The organism is Xanthomonas sp. AC360 (assembly GCF_979258225.1).
On the sequence record NZ_OZ409846.1, the window covers coordinates 4,097,471 to 4,119,966 of the forward strand.

Genomic DNA, 22,496 nt, shown 5'->3' on the forward strand with positions numbered 1-22,496 from the left:
ACGATCCACCGAGCCATCCTACCGCGTGTAACCAGGCGTGCCGCTCAGGGCTTGGGGATCCGCAACGTCTTGCTGATCATCAGCGAGCCGGAGACGGCAAACAGCAGCACCAGCGGGTGGAACTGCCACGGCCCGAGCTGCCACTGGCCCCACCACAGGGTGTCGCCGATATGGCCGCTGCTGGCGGCGACCGCGAGCAGGATCACCAGCACCAGGCTGGTCGGAATCGGGGTGCCTTCGAAGTACGGCACCTTGTCGGCCTCGCCGGCGATCTCTTCGGCCGTCACGTTGTACCGCGCCAGCCGGCTCACGCCGCAGCAGACGAAATAGCTCAGGACCAGCCAATCCCAGCCGCCACGCATGCCGCAGGCATAACCCAACGCCGCCGGCGCCACGCCGAACGAAATTACGTCGGCCAGCGAATCCAGCTCGCGGCCCAGGGTGGAAGACGCCTTACGCCACCGCGCGACGTGCCCGTCCAGCGCATCGAACACGAACGCCAACGGGATCAGCGCCATACCCAGCAACAGGTCCCCACTGTGACCCTCCTGCAAGAACCGCATCGCTGCGAATACTGCCCCGGTGCCGCAGAAAGCATTGGCCAGCGTGAACCAGTCCGCAAGTTGGAAATCGCGCAGCATCGAAAAATGGCGTTTCATGCGAAACCTGATCAGAGCGAGGGGCAAAGGGTAACGCGCGCGCGCCATGCAGGCGACCGTTTGCCCGTCCTCCGCTAGGCTGGCGATCAGCGTGGCCGCTCCCGGCCACACATCACAGTGAAGGACACCCGATGCGCAGCATTCTGATCACCGGCGCGGGCAGCGGCATTGGCGCCGGCATCGCCACCCATCTGGCAAGCGACGGCCACCATCTGCTGGTCAGCGACATGGACCTGGCCGCCGCCCAGCACACGGCCCAGCGCGTGCGCGACGCTGGCGGCTCGGCCGAAGCGCTGGTGCTGGATGTCACCGACGACGACAGCATTGCGCACGCGCTGGCCGGCGCCTCGCAGCCGCCGCAGGTGCTGGTGAACAATGCCGGCCTGCAGCAGGTCGCCGCGCTGGAAGATTTCCCGATGCAGCGCTGGGCGCTGCTGGTCGACGTCATGCTGACCGGCGCAGCGCGGCTCAGCCGTGCCGTGCTGCCGGGCATGCGCGCGACAGGCTACGGGCGCATCGTCAATATTGGCAGCATCCACTCGCTGGTCGCCAGCCCCTACAAGAGCGCGTATGTGGCCGCCAAACATGGCCTGGTCGGCCTGGCCAAGGTGATCGCACTGGAAACTGCCGACTGCGACATCACCGTCAACACGCTGTGCCCCAGCTATGTGCGCACGCCATTGGTGGAGCGCCAGATCGCCGACCAGGCGCGCACGCGCGGCATTGCCGAAGAGGCGGTGGTTCGCGATGTGATGCTCAAGCCGATGCCCAAGGGCGCCTTCATCGAGTACGACGAGCTGGCTGGCACGGTGGCGTTCCTGATGTCGCATGCGGCACGCAACATCACCGGGCAATCCATCGCCATCGATGGTGGCTGGACCGCCCAATAATCGCACTGGCGAAATTTTGACCAGCCGGCGCGAGCGCGTTGCGCCGCAGGCGGCTTGCGGACTTGTCCACAGACTTGCGCAGCGTCCATCCACAGGGGATGTGGAAAACTGTGCGGGCAATCTCGCTTGACTGATTGCGGAGATGGCCGACGGCACGAGTGAGCCGGATAAGTGCAACTTGGCATGCCAGCGGCCCGGAGCGCGGCGCCGGCGCGACGCGACCCGCACGCCAGCCGATCAGACCCGCGAATAGCTCCACGATTGCATGCGCCCGTCGCGATACGGCATCACCCCATGGAAGGGGCGCGGGTCGCCATCGAACACCAGCGGCAGGAAGTTGCGGTCGCCCTCCCACATCGGCACCTGATCCATCTGCGCGAGAGGCACCCATTCCAGCGTGCCTTCGGGGTTGGAGGTGTGCGGTGTGCCATCGAAGCTGCGGATCAGGAACACGAAGCCCAACCAGTCCTCGCCCTGCTTGCCGAACCCGGGCCAGCTGATGGTGCCGCGCAATTGCATGTCGCCGCACGCGACGCCGGCTTCTTCGCGGATCTCGCGGCGCATGCAGGCCAGCACGTCTTCGTCCGGCTCCACCTTGCCACCGAGCCCGTTGTACTTGCCCAGATGTTGATCGCCGGGACGGGCATTGCGGTGGATCATCAGCACCTGCGTGCCGTCGGGCGACAACAGATAGCCAAGCGTGGCGACAATCGGGGTATAGGGCATGGCGCGCGATCTGCAACGAAGCGCATCAGTATGACCGATGACCTGCGTCTAGCGTGGTGGCGAGCGGTGATTGGGCGCTATGCGATCGTGCCTTGAACGACTCCGGTGGACGGTGCGCCAAGCCATCGGCAAGTTCCATCCGTATGCCGGTCACTGGCCATTTCCGGCTAACAGTAGCGCTCGCTAACGATGCGCACACGCCATCTGCTTACTGCACTTAACCGACAACCACCTGCGAGCTGGGCCGCGGCGGCGCAACGTAGTCGGTGTCCAGCCGCAACGTGGCTACTCCATGACCGCGTTCGGCCAGGTACTCCAGCCACTTGCCCAGGAAGGTGTTCATGCGCATGCGATGACTGATCAGCTCGGCCGGCGGCGGAAACATCCCCATCACGTCCTGCCAGCGACGGCCCACATAGCAATGCGTGGTCTCGGCCTGGCGCGCATCGCGGTACAGACGCACATACGCAGACGGATCCGGCTCACCGGTCACCGGGTCGCACAGGTCGTAGGTCAGGCGCAGTTCGACGGTGTAGCGATGGCATTCGATCACGTCCAGCCGCAGGTTCAGCCCATCGCCGATCGACGACACATACGAGCCAGGCGCCAGATCGGCCGGCGCGAACAGCCGGGTGAGATGCTGGAAGTTTTCTGCGTACAACCCCATCAGCCAACCGAACCGGCTCAGACGGGGGATGATCTCGAGTTTGCTCAATGCTTGGGCCATGCACCGATCCTACACGCTGCGCTGCCGCACGGGCAGCATTGACGAGGGCCCAATGGCAGGCCTACCTTGGCGGAGCCCTGCCCCGCCCGCTTGATTTTTCTTGGGCTGCCAGCATGCCGTCAGCCGCGTCGCGGCAGCCCCCGGATTGTGGACGCACCGCTTGATTGCCCGATCCCGCATCCCGCCCTACCAATCCCGGCCTCAAAACATCTCGCGCTGCAGTCCCAGGGTCGACAACACCTTGCTGGAGATTTCTTCGATCGAGGTGTTGGTGGTGCTCAGCGTGGGAATGCGCTCCAACTGGAACATGCGCTCGGCGGTTGCGACTTCGCGTCGGCAGGTTTCTGCCGCGCTATAGCGCGAGTTGGCGCGACGCTCCTGACGAATCTGCTGCAACCGTTCCGGGTCGATGGTCAGGCCGAACAACTTGTTGCGGTAGTTGCGCAACCGCGGCGGCAGTCGTTCGCTTTCCAGATCTTCTTCGGTCAACGGATAGTTGGCGGCGCGGATGCCGTAATGCAAGGCCAGGTAGATGCAGGTAGGCGTCTTGCCCGCGCGCGATACCGCCACCAGGATCACATCGGCCTCGTCATAGTTGAGCGCAATGCCGTCGTCGTGACTCAGCGCGAAGTTCATCGCATTGATGCGGCGGTGATAGGTCTCGAAATCGACCATGCCGTGCGCGCGGCCCACGCGTGAGTGTCGCGGCGCATTGAGCTCGCGCTCCAGCGGCTCGATGAAGGGCGCGAACACATCCAGCATCAAGGCACCGCTTTCGGCCAGGATCATGCTCAGCTGTGGATCGACGCATGAATTGACCACCACCGGACGCACCTGGTAACGCTCGCCGGCGGCGCGCACCCGCATCGCGGCATCGCGCGCTTTTTCTGCATCATCAATGAACGACATGCGGTCGGTGACGAAGTTGAACCCGCTGAACTGGGTGAGCAGGCTATGCCCAATCGTTTCAGCGGTGATACCGGTTCCATCGGAGACGTAAAACACCGGCCGGATTGTTGACATCAAGACCACCTCTTTGAACTAGTGTCCAAAACTTACGGGTTCATGCTTGTGCAGGTTCCGCTGTGCACTGCATCATAGCGGCTTCTTCCTACGGTCGCGGCCATTCAGCCCGCTCGGGCGATGGCCTTATGGAGCATCGCGCTTGAACGAGAATATCCTGTGGTTGCATGAGCTACGCCTGGCCGATCTGGCCCGCGTAGGCGGTAAAAATTCCTCGCTCGGCGAGATGATCGGCAACTTGGCCGGGTTGGGCGTTTCGGTTCCGGGTGGATATGCGACCACTTCAGAAGCGTTCAAGGACTTCATCGCACACAACGATTTGTCCAAGCGGATTTTCGACAAGCTCGCAACGCTGGACGTCGAAGACGTTACCGCGCTCACTGTGGCCGGCAAGGAAATTCGCGGCTGGGTGATTGATGCCCCGCTGCAGCCGGAACTGGACCGCGACATCCGCACCGCCTACGAACAGCTGTGCGCAGAAAACGGCGGCGGCGAAGTGGCCGTGGCGGTGCGTTCTTCTGCGACTGCGGAAGACCTACCGGACGCCTCCTTCGCAGGCCAGCAAGAAACCTTCCTCAACGTGACCGGCGCCGACGATGTCGTGCACAAGGTCAAGGAAGTGTTCGCCAGCCTCTACAACGACCGCGCGATTGCGTACCGCGTGCACCATGGCTTCAAGCACGAAGACGTGTTCCTGTCGGCGGGCGTGCAGCTGATGGTGCGCTCGGGCGTCGGCGCGGCCGGCGTGTTGTTCACGCTGGACACCGAGTCCGGCTTCCGCGATGTGGTGTTCGTCACGTCCAGCTTCGGCCTGGGCGAAATGGTCGTGCAGGGCGCGGTCAATCCCGACGAGTTCTACGTCTACAAGCCCACGCTCACGGCAGGCAAGCCGGCGATCCTGCGTCGCTCGCTCGGCAGCAAGGCGATCCGCATGGTGTATTCGGATGTGCCCGGCGAGCGCGTGCGCACCGAAGACACCCCGGTGGAACTGCGCAACACCTTCTCGATCAGCGACGAAGATGTGCAGGAGCTTTCCAAGCAGGCGCTGGTGATCGAAAAGCATTACGGCCGCCCGATGGATATCGAGTGGGCGAAGGACGGCGTGAGCGGCAAGCTGTTCATCGTGCAGGCGCGCCCGGAAACGGTGAAGTCGCGCAGCCATGCCACCCAGATCGAGCGGTTCTCGCTGGACGCCAAGGGCGCCAAGATCCTGGTCGAAGGCCGCGCGGTTGGTGCCAAGATCGGCAGCGGCGTCGCGCGCGTGGTGCGCTCGCTGGAGGACATGAACCGCGTGCAGGCGGGCGACGTGTTGATCGCTGACATGACCGACCCCGATTGGGAGCCGGTGATGAAGCGTGCATCGGCGATCGTCACCAACCGTGGCGGCCGTACCTGCCACGCAGCGATCATCGCGCGCGAACTCGGCGTGCCGGCCGTGGTCGGCTCGGGCAACGCCACCGACATGATCAGCGACGGTCAGGAAGTGACGGTCAGCTGCGCCGAAGGCGATACCGGCTTCATCTACGACGGTCTGTTGCCGTTCGAGCGCACCACCACCGACCTGGGCAACATGCCGCCGGCTCCGCTCAAGATCATGATGAACGTGGCCAACCCGGAGCGTGCCTTCGACTTCGGCCAGCTGCCCAATGCCGGCATCGGCCTGGCGCGCCTGGAGATGATCATCGCCGCGCACATCGGCATCCATCCGAACGCGCTGCTGGAATACGATAAGCAGGACGCCGACGTCCGCAAGAAGATCGACGCCAAGATTGCCGGCTACGGCGACCCGGTGAGCTTCTACATCAACCGTCTGGCCGAAGGCATCGCCACCTTGACCGCCTCGGTGGCGCCGCACACGGTGATCGTGCGGTTGTCGGACTTCAAGTCCAACGAGTACGCCAACCTGATCGGCGGCTCACGCTACGAGCCGCACGAAGAGAACCCGATGATCGGCTTCCGCGGCGCCAGCCGGTATGTCGACCCGTCCTTCACCAAGGCGTTCTCGCTGGAGTGCAAGGCGGTGTTGAAGGTGCGCAACGAGATGGGCCTGGACAATCTCTGGGTGATGATCCCGTTCGTGCGCACGCTGGAAGAAGGCCGCAAGGTGATCGAAGTACTTGAGCAGAACGGACTCAAGCAGGGCGAGAACGGGCTGAAGATCATCATGATGTGCGAGCTGCCGTCCAACGCGCTGCTGGCCGATGAATTCCTGGAGATCTTCGACGGCTTCTCGATCGGCTCCAACGACCTGACCCAGCTGACCTTGGGCCTGGACCGCGATTCGTCGATCGTGGCGCATCTATTCGACGAGCGAAACCCGGCGGTCAAGAAGCTGCTGTCGATGGCGATCAAGTCGGCGCGCGCCAAGGGCAAGTACGTGGGCATCTGCGGCCAGGGGCCGTCGGATCACCCGGAACTGGCCGAATGGTTGATGCAGGAAGGCATCGAGTCGGTGTCGTTGAATCCTGACACCGTGGTCGATACCTGGCTGCGTCTGGCCAAGCTCAAGAGCGAGAGCTGATGGGACTGTTGGGTGCAGTGATGGCGGCAGCTGCGGGAGCAGCTGCTGCCAAACCGGCGGCGACGGCAACTGCAGAGCCGGCGTTCAACTGGGCAAAGATCCCGTGGGCGCAATACGCGTTGAACTGGGGGGTGGCGCTGCTGATCGTGGTGGTCGGCATGTGGTTGGCCAAGCAGCTCAGCCAGTGGCTGCATCGTGCATTGACACGTGCACGTATCGAAATCACGTTGACCAACTTCCTGCGCAATGTGATGTATGCATTGCTGCTGGTGTTGGTGTTCGTCAGCGCGTTGAGCCAGATCGGCGTACCGCCGACCTCGTTGATTGCGGTGCTCGGTGCCGCCGGCCTTGCAGTCGGTCTGGCGTTGAAGGACTCGCTGTCCAACATCGCCGCCGGCGTCATGCTGATCGTCTTGCGGCCGATGCGCGATGGCGACCATGTGGTGATCGCGGGCCAGGAAGGCATTGTCGATGAGATCCGGATCTTTCAGACCCGGCTGCGCGCGTTCGACGAACGCATGATTACCCTGCCCAACAGCACCATCACCACGGCGCCCATCATCAACTACAGCACCCTGCCCAACCGCCGCCTGGAAGTGACAGTGGGCGTGGGTTACCAGGATGATTTGAAAAAAGCGCAGCAGTTGTTGCTGCAGATCGCCAAGGACAATCCGAACGTCCTGGATTCACCCGCACCGTTCGTGCAGGTGACCAACCTGGGCGAGAGCACGGTGGATCTGATGCTGTTTGCTTACGCCGCCAATGGAAACTTTGGCGCGGCCAAGAGCAGCACGCTGGAGCAGATCCGCAACCAGCTGCTGGAAAACGGGCTCAACATTCCGTACCCGCAGCGCGACCTGCATGTGTATCACCACGATGCCGATGGCAAGCCGATCTCGGATCTGTTGCGCAAGGGCATCGCCGACGATGGCGACCTGACCAAGGGCCCGCCGTTGGCGCGCTGAACGTCTGCGTCATCTGTAAAAAGCAAAAGGCCGCATCGAAAGATGCGGCCTTTTATGTTTGTCACTGCCTGCTGCGATCTTACTGCGATTGCGGCCGGTTGCCCCGGCGTTAGCGCGCTCGACGCGCAGCGCGCCAAAACGCATGCCGCCCATCGGCCAGATCAGCCCTGCGTGCCAGCCTCGGTATCACCGCCCAGAGCACCCATGAACTGCCGATAGTGGCGCAGTTCGTCGATGGAATCGCGCACATCGCTCAGCGCGGTGTGTGCCGAGTTCTTGGCAAATCCGTTGGCCACCGTCGGTGCCCAGCGGCGTGCCAGCTCCTTGATGGTGGATACGTCGAGGTTGCGGTAGTGGAAATAACGTTCCAGGCGCGACATCTGGCGGTGCAGGAAGCGGCGATCCTGGCAGATCGAGTTGCCGCACATCGGCGAGGCGCCGGCACGGATCCATTCGCCCAAAAACGCTACCGTCTGCGCTTCGGCCTGTGCGTGGGTGACCTGGCTGTCGAGCACACGCTGCCACAGGCCCGAACGACGGTGCTGGTTGCGGTTCCACTCGTCCATCGCTTCCAGCGTTGCCAGCGGATGGGCGATGGCCAGTTCCGGTCCTTCGGCCAGCACGTTCAACTGCGCATCGGTCACGATGGTGGCGATCTCGATGATCGAATCGCGATCGGTATCCAGGCCGGTCATTTCCAGATCGATCCAGATCAGTCGGTCGTTGCCCGCAACGTTGTCTGCCATATCACCGTCCTGTGGAGGCCGTTGCCGGCCGGGGTACTGAAAGGGCGCGCATCATACCGCGGCCATGCCGCTCAGGGTACGAGCGGCGGCTTGCCACGCTTGGCGCGAAAGTAATTGGTCAGCCGCAGGCTTGACTCTGCCGCCAGCACGCCGCCTGCCACCTGCACGCGATGGTTGTGACGCGGGTCGGCCAACAGGTCGAAGACACTGCCGCAGGCGCCGGTCTTGGGGTCGCTGGCGGCGAACACCACGCGTGCGATGCGCGCGTGGATCATGGCCATGGCGCACATCGCGCACGGCTCCAGGGTGACGTACAGGGTGCAACCGATCAGGCGGTGATTGGCCAGACGGCGTCCGCCTTCGCGCATGGCCATGATCTCGGCATGCGCGCTGGGATCGTGACTGGCGATGTTGTAGTTCCAGCCCTCGCCCAGCACATTGCCGTCGGCATCGATCAATACGGCACCAACCGGGATTTCGTCATAGTCGCGCTCGGCACGCTCGGCCAGACGCAGCGCATGCTGCATCCACTGCGTATCGATGACCGCCTGCGGTGAATCGATCGACATCGCGGCCGGCACACTCACTTCGCCTTGCCGCCCTGGCGGTCGAGAAACGCGGCGAATGCGGCAACGGTCGCCTCGCTGACATGATGTTCGATGCCTTCCGCATCGCGACGCGCAGTGGCTTCGTCGATGCCGAGTGCGAGCAGGAAGCGCTCGACGATCTGATGCCGCTGCCGACTAGAAGCCGCCAACGCCTCCCCGGCCGGGGTCAGGAACACACCGCGGTACGGGCGCTGCACGACCCAGCCGTCGCGGACCAGGCGCTTGAGCATCTTGGCCACGGTGGGCTGAGCCACGCCCAGGCGCGCGGCGATATCGACCTGCCGCGCTTCGCCGCCATCGACCAGTAGATCGGAGATCAGCTCCACATAGTCCTCGACCAGCTCGGCGCGGCGCGCTTCGCGCACCTGGCGGAAGCTCTCCATATGCACCTGCGCATCGATCAGGGACGGCGTGGCCGCCTCCAGCTTTTCGCTCTTGCCCACCCGCATCCTCGTCGTCGCATCCGGCATAGGTGCCGGGGTGCGTAGTGTGAAGCACGCAGCCGATCAATACGATTGAGTTTGCCAATGCTCAATAGCATAGCACTTGCTATATCATCCATCCGACGCCCCCAACCCGCCGCCCTGCATGTCCGTCGACACCGTTGCCTCCGCACGATCGCCCGCCTCCGCCAATGGTGGGCTTGGCGATCATCACGCCAGCGTTGCCGTGCCCAAGAACGGCCATTGGTGGTTCCGGCTGCTGGCCTTTCTGGGTCCGGGCTACATGGTGTCGGTGGGCTACATGGATCCGGGCAACTGGGCCACCGATCTGGCCGGCGGCTCGCAGTTCGGCTACCTGCTGCTGTCGGTGATCCTGCTGTCCAACGTCATGGCGATCGTGTTGCAGAGTCTGTCGGCGCGGCTGGGCATTGCCACCGGGCTGGATCTGGCGCAGGCCTGCCGTGCGCGCTACCCACGTGGCGTGAACCTGGCGCTGTGGGGACTGTGCGAGCTGGCGATCATCGCCTGCGATCTTGCCGAAGTGATCGGCACCGCGATCGCACTGAAGCTGTTGTTCGGCATTCCGCTGACCGTGGGCGCGATCATCACCGCGATCGATGTGGTGCTGGTGCTGTTGCTGATGAATCGCGGCTTCCGGGCGCTGGAAGCATTTGTGATGGCGTTGCTGCTGATCATCTTCGTGTGCTTCGGTATCCAGATCGCCTTGGCGGCACCGCCGATCGCCGCAGTGCTGGGCGGGTTCATTCCGCGTGCGCAAGTGGTTACCGACCCGCAGGCACTGTATCTGGCCATCGGCATCATCGGCGCCACCGTGATGCCGCATAACCTGTATTTGCATTCCTCGATTGTGCAGACGCGCGCCTACCCGCGCGATGACGCGGGACGCCGCTCGGCACTGCGCTGGGCCGTCACTGACAGCACGGTGGCGTTGATGTTCGCGTTGTTTATCAACGCCTCGATCCTGATCCTGGCTGCTGCGGTGTTTCATGCGCAGGGCCGCACCGATGTACAGGAAATCGAACAGGCGCATGCCTTGCTCGCGCCGATGCTCGGCGTGGGGTTGGCCTCGACCTTGTTTGCGGTCGCCCTGCTTGCCTCGGGCGTCAACTCGACGGTCACCGCGACGTTGGCCGGGCAGATCGTGATGGAAGGCTTTCTGCAATTGCGCCTGCCGCCGTGGCTGCGCCGCTTGCTCACCCGCGGCATCGCCATCGTGCCCGTCGTCGTGGTGACCTGGTTGTACGGCGAGGCCGGCACCGCGCGGCTGTTGGTGCTGAGCCAGGTAGTGCTGTCGATGCAATTGCCGTTTGCGGTGATCCCGTTGGTGCGCTTTGTCTCGGACCAAACATTGATGGGCGCGCTGGTGGCGCCGGCCTGGCTGGTGCGCACGGCCTGGGTGATTGCGGCGGTGATCGTTGTCTTGAACGGTAAGCTGCTGTGGGACACCGCGCTGCATTGAGCTTCGGGCGCAACACGCCCGCTGGATGGGATGCCAGCCTGTCGCACGTTGCAGAGCCGGGCGTCGATGCTGCGGCGTCATCCACCGGCAGTGCACTGCATCCATTCCGCGTGGATGTCCGGCTGACCCACAACCTGCGTCGACTGCAGCAGACGCACTGATCTGGAACATTGCGGGTAACTCTTGCAGAGCGCACGCAGATGCAATCTGCACTAGCCGTGCAGGCGGTCTACTGCGTGCATGCACCGGCACGTCCGTGGCCTGCGTCGCTCTGCGTGGCGCGGTCGCGCGCCAGCATGATGCGCACCGCATCGTGCGACCGCCGGGCTGCATGCCCCTCGCCCACAGGAGGTTCCATGGATCCGTTCGAGGCGCATCCGGCCGACGCCGGACGCCGCAGCTTTCTCATCACCGGCACGGTCGCCATGGCAGCGTTGTCGTTGCCCGCGTTCGCCACCGCCGCAGCTCCCGCACGCGCCCCCGCTGCCACCCCGCCCCACTCGTCCACTCACGGAGTCAACTCGATGTCCAATTTCGTCCAACGCCCCGACGGCGCCAACATTTTCTACAAGGATTGGGGCAAGGGCCAGCCGGTCGTCTTCGCACATGGCTGGCCGCTCAGTGCCGATGCGTGGGACCCGCAGATGCTGTTCATGGGTCAGCACGGGTATCGCGTGATCGCGCACGACCGCCGCAGCCATGGCCGTTCGTCGCAGACCTGGGACGGTAACGACATGGACACCTACGCCGACGATCTGGCCGCAGTGATCGACGCGCTGGATCTCAAAGACGCGATCCTGGTCGGCCATTCCACCGGCGGTGGCGAAGTGGCGCATTACGTTGGCCGCCATGGCAGCAAGCGCGTGGCCAAGGTGGTGTTGGTCGGTGCGGTGCCGCCGCAGATGGTCAAGAGCCCGACCAATCCCGGTGGCCTGCCGATGAGCGTGTTCGACGGCATCCGCGACGGCGTTGCCAAGGACCGCTCGCAGTTCTATCAGGACCTGACCACGCCGTTCTTCGGTGCCAACCGTGACGGCAACAAGGTCACCCAAGGCATGCGCGATTCGTTCTGGCTGCAGGGCATGCTGGGCGGCCACAAGGGTCAGTACGACTGCATCAAGGAATTCTCCGAGGTCGATTACACCGCCGACCTGAAGAAGATCGATGTGCCGGCGCTGGTGGTGCATGGCGACGACGACCAGATCGTGCCGATCGATGCGTCGGGCAAATTGTCGGCCAAGATCATCAAGAATGCCGAACTGAAGATCTACGCCGGCGCGCCGCACGGGTTGACCATCACCCACGCCGATCAGTTCAACAAGGATCTGCTGGCCTTCGCCAAGAGCTGATTCTTGCTTCAATGCTTAAGACAAAGGCCGGCTCGTGAGAGTCGGCCTTTTGTTTTGGTACGCATGGGTGCGTGGTGATGAGGGTAGCCGCGTTTGTGTCGATAGGCCTATTGCCATTCGCGCGGAAGTGCATCGCAGCACCGCGCGCCGTGGATGGATCACAGGCGAGCCGAGGACCTGTGCTGCGCTCGAAAAGATGCCGAGCCAGCAAGCGAGGTGGCAACGCGTCACCTTCCCACCGTGAGCGCAACAAAGGTCAAACGAGCACGCTCATGCGTGGGCGCGCAAGTCACGATTCGGCGCAACACCCAGCTGGGCAGAATGAAACCGCCAATCATCGCAACCACCAGCACCGCGTCGGTCTGGCGTGGCAGTGCCGGCAGCTCCAGGTCAAGCAATCTGCATCCAATGCTGATCAGCAACGCAAGCGATACGTCGACCAATGCAAGACTTTTGCATCGCTCTGCCCTACCCGACCTTGCTGCAAATCGGGCCGTTGCAAGGAATGAGATTGCATGTAGCCCACGTGGCCAGAAAATGCTCCAGCAATGCGTAGTCTCAGTTCATTGCCAGTACCAGCAAGGTGCCCACAAACGCGATGGCTGCGGGCGACGGAATTCCCGCCGCTCGCAGCCCAAATCACTGGCCGTGTCAGTGCCAGGCCGCTCATGCGTATCGCGTGGAAGTGCTCAGATATCCGAATGCGCATGTGGCGGTAACGCGACACCACCGCCGCCGACGAAGTGACGCACCAACGGTGCGCGTTCGCCTTGATGCAGTGCGCGGATCTGCTCCTGCAACTGGCGGTCATCGCCGGTGACGCGCTCGTGCTGGCGCAGATGTTCCAGCCACGAGGCGACGATGAAGTATTCCAGTTGCACGCCGGGTGTGGCGGCGTCTTCGGCAATGCCCCAGACCACCGCGCCATCACGACGCCGGGCGTTGCCCAGCTGCGTCATCAACTGCAAAAAGGTGACGCGTGCGTCGGCAGCGATGCGGTATTCGACCGTCACCAGCACCGGGCCGCGATCGTGCTCGACCGCATCCGATTGCGCCGGTGCAGGCCAATGCCCGCCGGGGGCAAGGTCCAGCTGCTCGGTGCCGGCAATGCGCGCACGCTTGACCAGCAACGCTGCAATCACGGCACCAACGGCAGCGATCTGCAAGGCGGTCGCGATCGAGGTGCGCTGCGCCAACGCGCCCCAGACCAGCGAACCCGATGCCATGCCCGCAGAAAACACCACGATGTACAGCGACAATGCACGTGCGCGCACCCAGGCAGGCACCGCCGTTTGCGCGGCGATCTGCAAGGACGACAGCACGGTGATCCACGCCAGGCCGTTGACCACCATCACCACGCACAGCACACCGATCTGACGCGACAACGCCAGCCCCAGCAACGATGCTGCACACACCAGGGTGGCCACAAACACCAGCAGGTCACGGTCGTAGCGCGCACGCAGGCGTGGCAGCAGCAAGGCGCCACTGATCGCACCGATGCCGATGCAGCCCAACAACACGCCATAACTGCCGGCACCTAGCTGCATGTCGCGACGGACCACCAACGGCAGCAATGCCGTCAACGCACTGGCGAACAGGAAGAACCCGGCGGCTTTGATCAGTACCGCCTGCAGGCGCCCGGCGCGCGCGGCATAGCGCAGACCGGCACGCAAGCCCGCGCCGAAGCTCTCCGGTGGCAATGCAGAGGCATGCGCGTCGCGGCGCCAACGCCACAACACCACCAGCATCAATCCGAAGGTCACGCCATTGAGCAGAAATGCCCACGGCGGACCGAATTGGGCGACGATCAGGCCGCCCACCGCCGGGCCGATCGAGCGGGCGATGTTCATGCCGATCGAATTAAGCGCCACCGCCGACGCCAACATCGGCCGCGGCACCAGCTCCGACACGATCGCCGCCTGCGCGGGCATTGCCATCGCTGCGCCCATGCCCATCGCAAAGGTCAATGCCACCAACACCCACGGGGTGAGCAACTGCAGATGCGACAGCAAGGCCAAAACGCCGGCCACCAGCAACATCCAGCCCTGGGTGAACATCAGGTAGCGACGGCGGTCGACGATGTCGGCCAACGTGCCGGCCACCAGCGCGAACAACACCACCGGCAAGGTGGTGGCCGATTGCACGGCCGCCACCATCAATGGCGAGCCGGTCTGTTCGGCCATCACCCAGGACGCGGCGACATCGTTGATCCAGGTGCCGATGTTGCTGCCTAAAATGGCCAGCCATAACGCACGAAAGATCGGCTCGCGCAGCGGCGCCCAGGCACCGCCATCGGCGGGTGCGGCAGAAGAAGTCATCGCGGCAAAGCTCCAGTTGACGGGGTGAAACAAACAAGGTGACGGTATGAGATGCGCCGGCAGGCGCATCGAGACAGTGCCGATCTCAGAACGCGAAACACGCGCAACCCAATGCGCCCCAGAAGCCGCGCAGATCATCGCTGGGCGCAGCATGCTGCGCTGCATGGCCATGCGGCCCGTGCGCGCGACACCCGTGGCCGTGCGTGTGCACATGCGCGGCACTGGCAAGGCCGCTGACCGCACCGCCCACGTGATAGCCACCGAACCGATTGACCGGCGACCAGTCCGGCATGGCCGGCGGCAAGGTCGGCGCCAGCGCGGCAAAGTCGCCATCGCCATGCACCACGCGCCCACCCAACACAGTCAGCACGCTGGTGATGTCGGCAATGGCGGCATCATCGACGCGGAAGTAGTCGTCCGATAGCACGATGAAATCGGCCAGTTGCCCCGCCGCCAGCGTGCCCTTGTTGCTCTCGTCGCCAGAGAACCATGCGCTACCCTGCGTCCACAGCCGCAACGCCTGCTCACGGTCGAGCAGATTCTCTTCGCCGTACAAGGCCAGGCCGCCCACCGTGCGTCCGGTGACCAACCACGACAACGCCACCCACGGGTTGTAACTGGCCACACGCGTCGCATCGGTGCCAGCGCCCACCGGAACGCCGGCGGCCAGCATGCGCCGCACCGGCGGTGTGTGCCGCGCAGCCTGCACGCCGTAGCGTTCGACAAACGCTTCGCCCTGATACGCCATGCGATGTTGTACGGCGATGCCGCCGTTCAAGGCGCGGATGCGATCGATATTGCGTGGCGTGATGGTTTCGGCGTGGTCGATAAACCAATGCAGGCCATCGAACGGAATGTCGGCGTTGACCTTTTCGTAGACATCGAGAATGCGTTCGATGCTTTCGTCATAGGTGGCATGGATACGGAACGGCCAGCGTTTTTCGACCAGCAACCGCACCACCTGCTCCAGTTCGGGCTCCAGCTCCGGCGGCAGCTCCGGGCGCGGCTCGCTGAACTGCTCGAAATCCGCCGCGGAAAACACCAGCATTTCGCCGGCGCCGTTGTGCCGCAGCAGATCGTCGCCCTTGCGTACCGGCAGCATCTCGGTCCAGCCGCGGAAGTCGTCGACTTCCTTGCCCTTGTTCTGGGTGAACAGGTTATAGGCAATGCGCACGCTCAATTGGTCGGCCGCATGTAGCTGCTCGATGACCTGGTAGTCCTCCGGATAATTCTGGAAACCACCGCCGGCATCGATCACCGAAGTGATGCCCAGCCGGTTGAGTTCGCGCATGAAATGACGCGTGGAATTGGCCTGGTACTCCAGCGGCAGGCGCGGGCCCTTTGCCAGGCTGGCGTAGAGAATCAGGGCATTGGGTTTGGCCAGCAGCAAGCCGGTGGGATTGCCCAACTTGTCGCGCTCGATGCGCCCGCCTGGCGGATCGGGAGTGGCCTTGTCGTAGCCGCAGGCGCGCAAGGCCGCGCGGTTGAGCAAGGCGCGGTCGTAGAGATGCAGCAAAAACACCGGCGTATCCGGTGCGATGGCGTTGATTTCGTCCAGGGTCGGAAGGCGCTTTTCGACAAACTGATGCGCGGTGAAGCCACCGACCACGCGCACCCATTGCGGCGCTGGCGTGCGGTCGACCTGCGCCTTCAACATCGCCATGGCATCGGCAAGCGAACGGACGCCATCCCAGCGCAGTTCCAGGTTGTAGTTAAGTCCGCCGCGGATCAGATGGGTGTGGCTGTCATTGAGTCCGGGCAGCAGGCGTCGGCCTTGTGCGTCGATGCTGCGGGCGCCGTTTGCCAGCGCCATGATCTGCGCGTCGTCGCCCACCGCCACGATGCGTCCACCGGCCATTGCAATGGCAGTGGCGCTGGGCTGACGAGGATCCAGCGTGGTGATGCGCGCATTGCGAACGACAAGATCGACCATCGGAGATTTCCTTGAAGCAGACGAAGCGCCAGGCAAGGCGCCCAACGCAAGACCGGCCGCAGCGCCCTGCATCCACAGGCGCCGCCCGGCATCGTGATCATTGGGTGCGCCGCTCATGCGGCACCACGCTTGCGCAGCCCATCCAGCGACCACGCGCCACCGCCGGCAGCGACCAGAGCCAGCAACACCAGCAACCACATCAGCGGGTACTCCATGCCACCGTGCATCCAGAACCAGCCCTTGGGCACGGCCACCACCACGGTGGTAGCGATGAACACCGCTGCCAGCGCGGCACTGGCACGCGTCCATAGACCCAGCAACACCGCCAGCCCGGAGAGCGTCTGCACCAAGGCCAGCAGCAACGGCAACGGCGCTGCAGACGGAAAGCCGAATTGCTGCAATTCAGCGGCAAAACCGGGCAGCCCCGGACCACCGAACCATCCCAGTAACTTGCCCAGGCCATGCGGCAACAGGAAGCCGCCGCCGGCAATGCGCAGCATCAACAACGCCGGCGCAAGGCCGGCGTTGCCGCGTGGTGCCGATGCGTTCAATGCCCGCCTTCCTGCGCGCCGAACATGGTCTTGGCGTATTGAATGCCGATGCCGTAGCCGCCTGCATGCGCACGTGCGATGCCGGTGGTGAGGTCATAGGTATCGCTACGTGCCCAATCGCGCTGCAATTCCAGCAGGTACTGCACGCTGGTGATGGGCGCAGCGCCGGCCTGCACCATGCGCGTCACTGCACGCTCATGCGCTTCGTCGCTGACATCGCCGCAGGCATCGGTAATGACGTACACCTCAAACCCCTGCTCGATCGCCGACAGCGTCGGGCCGACGATGCACACGCTGGTCCACAGCCCGGCAATCACCAGACGCTGCTTGCCGATGGCGTTGATGCGATCGATCACGCCCTGGTCTTCCCAGGCATTCATGCTGGTGCGGTCGAACACCGGCTCGCCGGCAAAGATCTCCGGCAACTCGGGAAACAGCGGACCGGAGAACGACTTTTCTGCAACGGTGGTCAGAATCACCGGCACCTTGAAGCCTTTGGCACCCTTGGCAATCAACGACACGTTGTTGCGCAGCGCCGAGATGTCGATGGTGTGCGTGGCGAAGGCCATCTGCGATTGATGGTCGATCAGGATCAGCGCGTGATCGGCGGGCGACAACAGGGATTTACCGGGGACGGCAGTGGCAGTGGTCATGCGTGATGCTCCATGGGTGTTGAAAAGGAATGAGCGTTGTGCCGATGTGCACGCGGTGCGGGTGTCGCGGTGCAGGTAACGTTCGCCACTTGGGCGGCAAAGCGTGCCGGCGTGCACCCTGTGGCGTTGCGGAAGCTGCGCACGAAATGGCTTTGATCGAAGAAGCACAGATCAGTGGCGATCTGGCTGATGGTGTGGCGGCCTTCGCGCAGCATCGCCTGTGCGCGTTCGAGCCGACGCCGCCGCAGATACTCCATCGGGCTGGCGCCAATCGCGTCGCGAAACACGCGTGCGAAATGGAAACGGCTCATGCAGGCGGCGCCGGCCAGTTGGGTCACGCCGATGGGCTCGTACAGATGTGTGTCGATGTACTGCAGTGCTCTTGCAACAGCACGTACGCGTGGGGCATGCAGTGCGCGCACGTTGCCTGCCTGCAGATCGGGGCGACCAGCGGCAATCAGACTTGCCATGTGGCGTCTCCGGCGGGGAATGTCGCCATGGTGCGGCGAACATCCGTATCGCCCCACCCCTGATGGTGAGGCGGATCGCTCACTCTTTAGGGTGAGTCACATGCCGCTGCGACAACCTGGCACCGGACCTCAAGCCTGCATCGATGCGACATGCACCACGCGTGCATGCCGGCACACCGGCGATAGCGCGCATCCCTGATGCTGTGTGCATTGCAGTGTGCAGGTAGGCGTCACCAGCACAGCGGGCCAAGCGAACCCCACCGCATAACACCACGTCGTACACAAGCAACGTTCCTGCGCCGATCGAATGCTGCCACCAACATTGGGGACGCCACGCAGCGCACACTGCGTCGCGACGGCACGCGCCCGACGCGATGCGCCAGTCTTTGCGTACTCCAGCCTTACCCGATTTGCTGTCCCACGTCCCTCCCCCGAAAGAGGTGGTGGTGCTTCCCCCGATCTCGCCCGACAATGCTGCGATGCCGCATGAGCCCGTCATCCGATCCCCCCTGCTGTTTCGCCTGTGCGCGGCGGTGATCGTTGTGATGTGCAGTTGCTGGTGGGCATGCCCGCCCGTGCGCGCCGAAGGCATCGCCGCAACCCGTGCGGGACTGCTGCAATTCCACCACACCGCCTGGAGCACCGAACGCGGCGCACCGGCCGACATCTGGGATATCCAGCAAGCCGACGCCGGGCCGTTGTGGTTGGCGACCGGCTTCGGTCTGTTTCAGTTCGATGGCGACCACTTCGCGCGGCAGGCGCCGCCGGATGGCGAGGCCTACGCGTCGCACAACATGACCGCGCTGGCGCTGGCGCCGGACGACACCGCCTGGATCGGCTACTTCAACGCCGGCATCGATCGCCTCGCGGACGGTCACCTCACGCACTTCCGCCCAGGCAAGGACGTGCCCGACGGCATGGTGTTCCGCATCGAGCACGATGGCAGTGGACGCTGGTGGGCGGCCATCGATGGCGGTTTGTGCTGGTTCGATGGCCAGCGTTGGCAGCGTGCCGGTGCCGACTGGGGGTACACCGCCGAACGCGCGCATTGGTTGCTGCGCGATGTGCGCGGCACGCTATGGGTCAGCGACGGTACGCAGATTCTGTCGTTGCGGTCTGGTGCCAAGCGGTTTGAACCCAGCGGTCAGCAGGTGGGTGTCTACGTCACCATGGCCGAGAGCCCGGACGGTGCGATCTGGGTCGCAGATCCGTACCGCGGCGTGTTTGCGTTGACCGATGCGCAGGGCAACGTGCTGCCCGCAGCGGCGCGTGCCCGGCCGCAATTTCCCGGGTTATTCGCGCGGCGCATCCGCTTCATGCGCGATGGCGCGCTGTGGGGCAGCGACTATGCGGCGCATGGTCTGTTCCGGATTGCCTTGCCCACATCGTCCACGCCGGTGCTGGAACGCTTCGGACCGGTGCAGGGGCTGACCTCGGCCACCGCCGGCCCGTTGCTCGAAGATCGCGAAGGCAATTTGTGGGCCGGCACCAATCTGGGCCTCAACCGCTTCCGGCATCGCGCGTTGCTGCCGCTGGCGCCGTTGCTACCGGGCCAGGCAATGGCCGTGGCGACCTTCAATCCTGCACCCGACATGTCTGCACGCCCGCTCCTGACCAGCCTGCGCGATGGCCGACTGCTGGCGTTGAGCCGCGATCGCGTCGCAGGCCTGCAGCATGGTGCGTCCACCCACATCCTGGATGTGCCAGCGACCACCAACGGCTGGGTGCTTGGCGAGCACGCCCTGCTGCGTCTGCAGGCCGGCCGCGCGCAGCCCGTGACGCTGCCGCTCGGCCTGTCCACCGGCGCCATCCGCGCCTTCGTCGTCGACAGCCGCAACCATCCCTGGGTCTGCCCCGATGCGAGCGGCCCCTACGCATTCGATGGCAGCGCCTGGCAGCCGCTGGCCAATCTGCAGGACACCCCATGCACGGTGCTCGCCAACACGCAGGATGGCGGCATGTGGGTGGGCACCATCAAGGGCGATGTGCGCTTGCTGCGGAGCAGGCAGTTGACGCACTACAGCGCCGAAGATGGCCTGTCGGTGGGGCCGATCACCGCCATCTGGCAACGCCCGTCGCTCACCCTGGTCGCCGGCGAAACCGGGCTGGCAGCGCTGGGCGCCGATGGCCGTTTCCGGCAGGTGCCCGATCAAACCAATCCGCTCCTGCAAGGCATCACCGGCATCGTGCAGGACCGCCACGGCACCTTGTGGTTGAACGGCAACCGCGGCGTGGTGCAGATCAGTCAACGCGCGCTGCTGAGCAGCGTGCAATCGGGCGTGGCCAGCCCGGTCCTGCGCCTGTACGACATCATGGACGGGCTACCCGGTGTCGCCCAGCAGGCCACGCCGGTCCCGACGGCCATCGCTGCCGACGACGGCCTGCTGTGGTTCACCACCAATCAGGGCCTGGCCTGGCTGGATCCCGAACAGACCTACCGCAACCCCACCGCGCCGGAGGTCTTCATCACCGAAGTGGTTGCCAACGACCGCCCCTACCCGCGTACAGCTGGGCTGCGGCTGCCCCAATGGACCCACCGCCTGCGCATCGGCTACGACGCGGTCAGCCTCACCCGCCCCGAGCGCGTGCGCTTTCGCTACCGGCTGGAAGGCGTGGACGCGCAATGGCAGGACGCCGGCAATCGTAACGAGGCGTTCTATACCAACCTCACACCGGGCCGTTACCGCTTCCGCATTGCCGCCGCCAACAACGATGGGGTGTGGAACGAGCGCGGCGACACGCTGGACTTCGTGATCGAGGCGGCCTTCGTGCAGACCTGGCAGTTCAAGGTGTGCGTCGCGCTGGCCTTGCTGCTGACGCTCGCGATCAGCTGGCGCATGCGCACCCGGCACGTTGCCGGACGCCTGCGCGCGCGGCTGGAAGAGCGTTACCGCGAACGCGAACGCATCGCCCGCGAGTTGCACGACACCTTGTTACAGGGCACCCAGGGGCTGATCCTGCGGCTGCATGCCGCCAGTCGCTCGTTGCCCGGCAACGACCCGCGCCGGCTGGAACTGGAGCAGGCGGTCGATCTGGCCGAAAACGCACTGGTCGAAGGCCGCGACCGCGTCAACGGCCTGCGCGACAGTTACTCGCTGCGCCAGGATCTGGCCGCCGCATTGCAGCGCTCGCGCGATGCCACCATGCCCCCGCCTGCGGCCAAGCTGCAGGTCTCGGTGGAGGGTCGCCCGGTGGCACTGCGCCCGATGGTGGCCGACGAACTGTTCCAGCTTGGCCGCGAAGCGTTGGCCAACGCCGATCGCCACGCCGACGCCGCGCAGATCACGCTGGAACTGCGTTACGGTTCACGTGACTTCGTGCTGCGCATCCGCGACGATGGCTGCGGCCTGGACCCGGACGTGCTGCATGGTCATGCGCGCACCGGGCACTGGGGGCTGACCGGCATGCAGGAACGCGCGCAACGCATCGGCGCCAAGATGCAGTTGTGGTCGCGTCCGGGCAGCGGCACCGAAATCCAGATCATGCTTCCCGCCCGTACCGCCTATGCAACGCCACCGCGCTGGTGGTGGCCATTTCGACCTGCACAATCCACGGAGAGCTCCAATGGCTGAGATGGTCAAACCGACCGACGTACTGGTGGTAGACGATCATCCGCTACTGCGCGACGGTCTCAGCGCCATGCTGACCGCCGAACACGACATGCGCGTGGTCGGCGAAGCCGAAGATGGCGAACAGGCAGTGGCTTGCTACGCCAGCCTGCGCCCGGATGTGGTGCTGATGGATCTGCAGATGCCGCGCGTGGATGGCGTCGAAGCCATCCAGCGTATCCGCCGCGTCGATCCCACCGCCAAGGTCATCGTGCTGACCACCTATACCGGCGATGTGCGTGCGGTGCGCGCATTGCAGGCCGGCGCCTGCGGCTACCTGCTCAAGAGCGCACTGCGCCGCGAGCTGGTCGACACCATCCGCGACGTGCGGCGAGGCCAGCGCCGGCATGTTCCGGCGTCGGTGGCCGAAAACATCGCCGCCCACGTGCTCGACGACGCGCTGTCCGCCCGCGAGACCGAAGTGCTGAGTCTGGTCGCGACCGGGTGTTCCAACAAACAGATCGGCAACGCCTTGAGCATTTCCGAAGAAACGGTCAAGGCACACATGAAGAACATCCTGGCCAAGCTCGGCGTGCGCGATCGCACCCATGCGGTCACCGTTGCCTTGCGCCGCGGGATCCTGTCGCTGGAAACCTGAGTGGCTGGCCGCTGACCGCTGGCCGTGCCCATGGCCAGGCGGATGGCACATCCGGGTGGTCGCGCTGCAAACTGCGCGTCCTCCGGCTGCCACGGCTCTGTAACAGCGGCAACCGGGCCCTGCAAAGACGCGTCCGTGGTCGATTGCCCCAAGGACAGCCACCTCAAACCGCCCATCGCCCCACCAGCAGCCACATTGCAACCCAGTCCACCATTCTTGAACGCAAGG

Annotated in this window: 19 protein-coding genes; 7 read left to right on the plus strand and 12 right to left on the minus strand. The window is 64.5% G+C overall.

Annotation, left to right across the window (positions count from 1 at the left end):
* Positions 1-44 precede the first annotated feature (44 nt).
* The gene (locus ACZZ0O_RS17530) at positions 45-707 is read right to left on the minus strand and encodes a CDP-alcohol phosphatidyltransferase family protein (RefSeq protein ID WP_463591399.1); all 663 of its coding nucleotides are present in this window, start codon (positions 705-707) and stop codon (positions 45-47) included.
* A gap of 83 nt (positions 708-790) precedes the next feature.
* On the opposite strand from ACZZ0O_RS17530, the gene ACZZ0O_RS17535 reads away from it, so the two are divergent.
* Positions 791-1,549 (plus strand): 3-hydroxybutyrate dehydrogenase, encoded by a 759-nt coding sequence (locus tag ACZZ0O_RS17535; protein WP_463591400.1) that lies wholly within the window; start codon positions 791-793, stop codon positions 1,547-1,549.
* A 237-nt stretch (positions 1,550-1,786) separates the two neighbouring features.
* Here ACZZ0O_RS17535 and ACZZ0O_RS17540 read toward each other — a convergent pair whose 3' ends face one another.
* The 3 genes from ACZZ0O_RS17540 to ppsR all read right to left on the minus strand — a co-directional run bounded on the left by ACZZ0O_RS17540 (position 1,787) and on the right by ppsR (position 4,025).
* Positions 1,787-2,275 (minus strand): NUDIX hydrolase, encoded by a 489-nt coding sequence (locus tag ACZZ0O_RS17540; protein ID WP_115513102.1) that lies wholly within the window; start codon positions 2,273-2,275, stop codon positions 1,787-1,789.
* A 217-nt stretch (positions 2,276-2,492) separates the two neighbouring features.
* Positions 2,493-3,002 (minus strand): DUF1249 domain-containing protein, encoded by a 510-nt coding sequence (locus ACZZ0O_RS17545; protein WP_115513103.1) that lies wholly within the window; start codon positions 3,000-3,002, stop codon positions 2,493-2,495.
* Positions 3,003-3,203: 201 nt separating this feature from the next.
* A complete protein-coding gene (ppsR, locus tag ACZZ0O_RS17550; protein WP_055854069.1) occupies positions 3,204-4,025 on the minus strand; it encodes a posphoenolpyruvate synthetase regulatory kinase/phosphorylase PpsR in 822 nt (273 codons plus the stop codon).
* Between the two features lie 142 nt (positions 4,026-4,167).
* Here ppsR and ppsA point away from each other — a divergent pair, with 142 nt between their 5' ends.
* The gene (ppsA, locus tag ACZZ0O_RS17555) at positions 4,168-6,546 is read left to right on the plus strand and encodes a phosphoenolpyruvate synthase (protein ID WP_055854067.1); all 2,379 of its coding nucleotides are present in this window, start codon (positions 4,168-4,170) and stop codon (positions 6,544-6,546) included.
* The gene (locus ACZZ0O_RS17560) at positions 6,546-7,511 is read left to right on the plus strand and encodes a mechanosensitive ion channel family protein (RefSeq protein ID WP_323517582.1); all 966 of its coding nucleotides are present in this window, start codon (positions 6,546-6,548) and stop codon (positions 7,509-7,511) included. The genes ppsA and ACZZ0O_RS17560 overlap by 1 nt, the downstream gene beginning before the upstream one ends.
* A gap of 161 nt (positions 7,512-7,672) precedes the next feature.
* Here the strand turns inward: ACZZ0O_RS17560 and orn are convergent, their stop codons facing one another.
* The 3 genes from orn to mntR form a co-directional block, all read right to left on the minus strand.
* On the minus strand, positions 7,673-8,257 hold the full coding sequence (gene orn / locus ACZZ0O_RS17565; RefSeq protein WP_055854059.1) for an oligoribonuclease: 585 nt from the start codon (positions 8,255-8,257) through the stop codon (positions 7,673-7,675).
* Positions 8,258-8,328: 71 nt separating this feature from the next.
* The gene (tadA, locus tag ACZZ0O_RS17570; protein ID WP_115559319.1) at positions 8,329-8,826 is read right to left on the minus strand and encodes a tRNA adenosine(34) deaminase TadA; all 498 of its coding nucleotides are present in this window, start codon (positions 8,824-8,826) and stop codon (positions 8,329-8,331) included.
* Positions 8,827-8,840: 14 nt separating this feature from the next.
* Positions 8,841-9,308: a manganese-binding transcriptional regulator MntR gene (gene mntR, locus ACZZ0O_RS17575; protein WP_055854570.1), complete on the minus strand. Its 468-nt coding sequence runs from the start codon at positions 9,306-9,308 to the stop codon at positions 8,841-8,843.
* A 145-nt stretch (positions 9,309-9,453) separates the two neighbouring features.
* Between mntR and ACZZ0O_RS17580 the strand changes: the two genes are divergently transcribed.
* A complete protein-coding gene (locus tag ACZZ0O_RS17580) occupies positions 9,454-10,788 on the plus strand; it encodes an Nramp family divalent metal transporter (RefSeq protein WP_463591401.1) in 1,335 nt (444 codons plus the stop codon).
* Between the two features lie 524 nt (positions 10,789-11,312).
* The gene (locus tag ACZZ0O_RS17585) at positions 11,313-12,137 is read left to right on the plus strand and encodes an alpha/beta fold hydrolase (protein WP_463592485.1); all 825 of its coding nucleotides are present in this window, start codon (positions 11,313-11,315) and stop codon (positions 12,135-12,137) included.
* A 689-nt stretch (positions 12,138-12,826) separates the two neighbouring features.
* Here ACZZ0O_RS17585 and ACZZ0O_RS17590 read toward each other — a convergent pair.
* The 5 genes from ACZZ0O_RS17590 to ACZZ0O_RS17610 all read right to left on the minus strand — a co-directional run bounded on the left by ACZZ0O_RS17590 (position 12,827) and on the right by ACZZ0O_RS17610 (position 18,062).
* Positions 12,827-14,455 (minus strand): MFS transporter, encoded by a 1,629-nt coding sequence (locus ACZZ0O_RS17590; protein ID WP_115562174.1) that lies wholly within the window; start codon positions 14,453-14,455, stop codon positions 12,827-12,829.
* A gap of 85 nt (positions 14,456-14,540) precedes the next feature.
* Entirely contained in the window at positions 14,541-16,388 is a 1,848-nt protein-coding gene (locus ACZZ0O_RS17595) for an amidohydrolase (RefSeq protein WP_323526378.1), read from the minus strand.
* A 113-nt stretch (positions 16,389-16,501) separates the two neighbouring features.
* Positions 16,502-16,939 carry a DoxX family protein gene (locus ACZZ0O_RS17600; RefSeq protein ID WP_463591402.1) on the minus strand — a complete coding sequence of 146 codons (438 nt, stop codon included), beginning with the start codon at positions 16,937-16,939 and terminating at the stop codon, positions 16,502-16,504.
* Positions 16,936-17,592, minus strand: a complete 657-nt coding sequence (locus tag ACZZ0O_RS17605) for a hydrolase (RefSeq protein WP_115513111.1) — start codon at positions 17,590-17,592, stop codon at positions 16,936-16,938. Before ACZZ0O_RS17605 ends, ACZZ0O_RS17600 begins: the two co-directional genes overlap by 4 nt.
* A complete protein-coding gene (locus tag ACZZ0O_RS17610; RefSeq protein WP_115513112.1) occupies positions 17,589-18,062 on the minus strand; it encodes a helix-turn-helix transcriptional regulator in 474 nt (157 codons plus the stop codon). The genes ACZZ0O_RS17605 and ACZZ0O_RS17610 overlap by 4 nt, the downstream gene beginning before the upstream one ends.
* Before the next feature lie 479 nt (positions 18,063-18,541).
* On the opposite strand from ACZZ0O_RS17610, the gene ACZZ0O_RS17615 reads away from it, so the two are divergent.
* On the plus strand, positions 18,542-21,634 hold the full coding sequence (locus ACZZ0O_RS17615) for a sensor histidine kinase (RefSeq protein WP_463591403.1): 3,093 nt from the start codon (positions 18,542-18,544) through the stop codon (positions 21,632-21,634).
* Positions 21,627-22,268, plus strand: coding sequence for a response regulator (locus ACZZ0O_RS17620; RefSeq protein ID WP_055854030.1), 642 nt, complete (start codon positions 21,627-21,629; stop codon positions 22,266-22,268). The genes ACZZ0O_RS17615 and ACZZ0O_RS17620 overlap by 8 nt, the downstream gene beginning before the upstream one ends.
* The last annotated feature ends 228 nt before the right edge of the window (positions 22,269-22,496 follow it).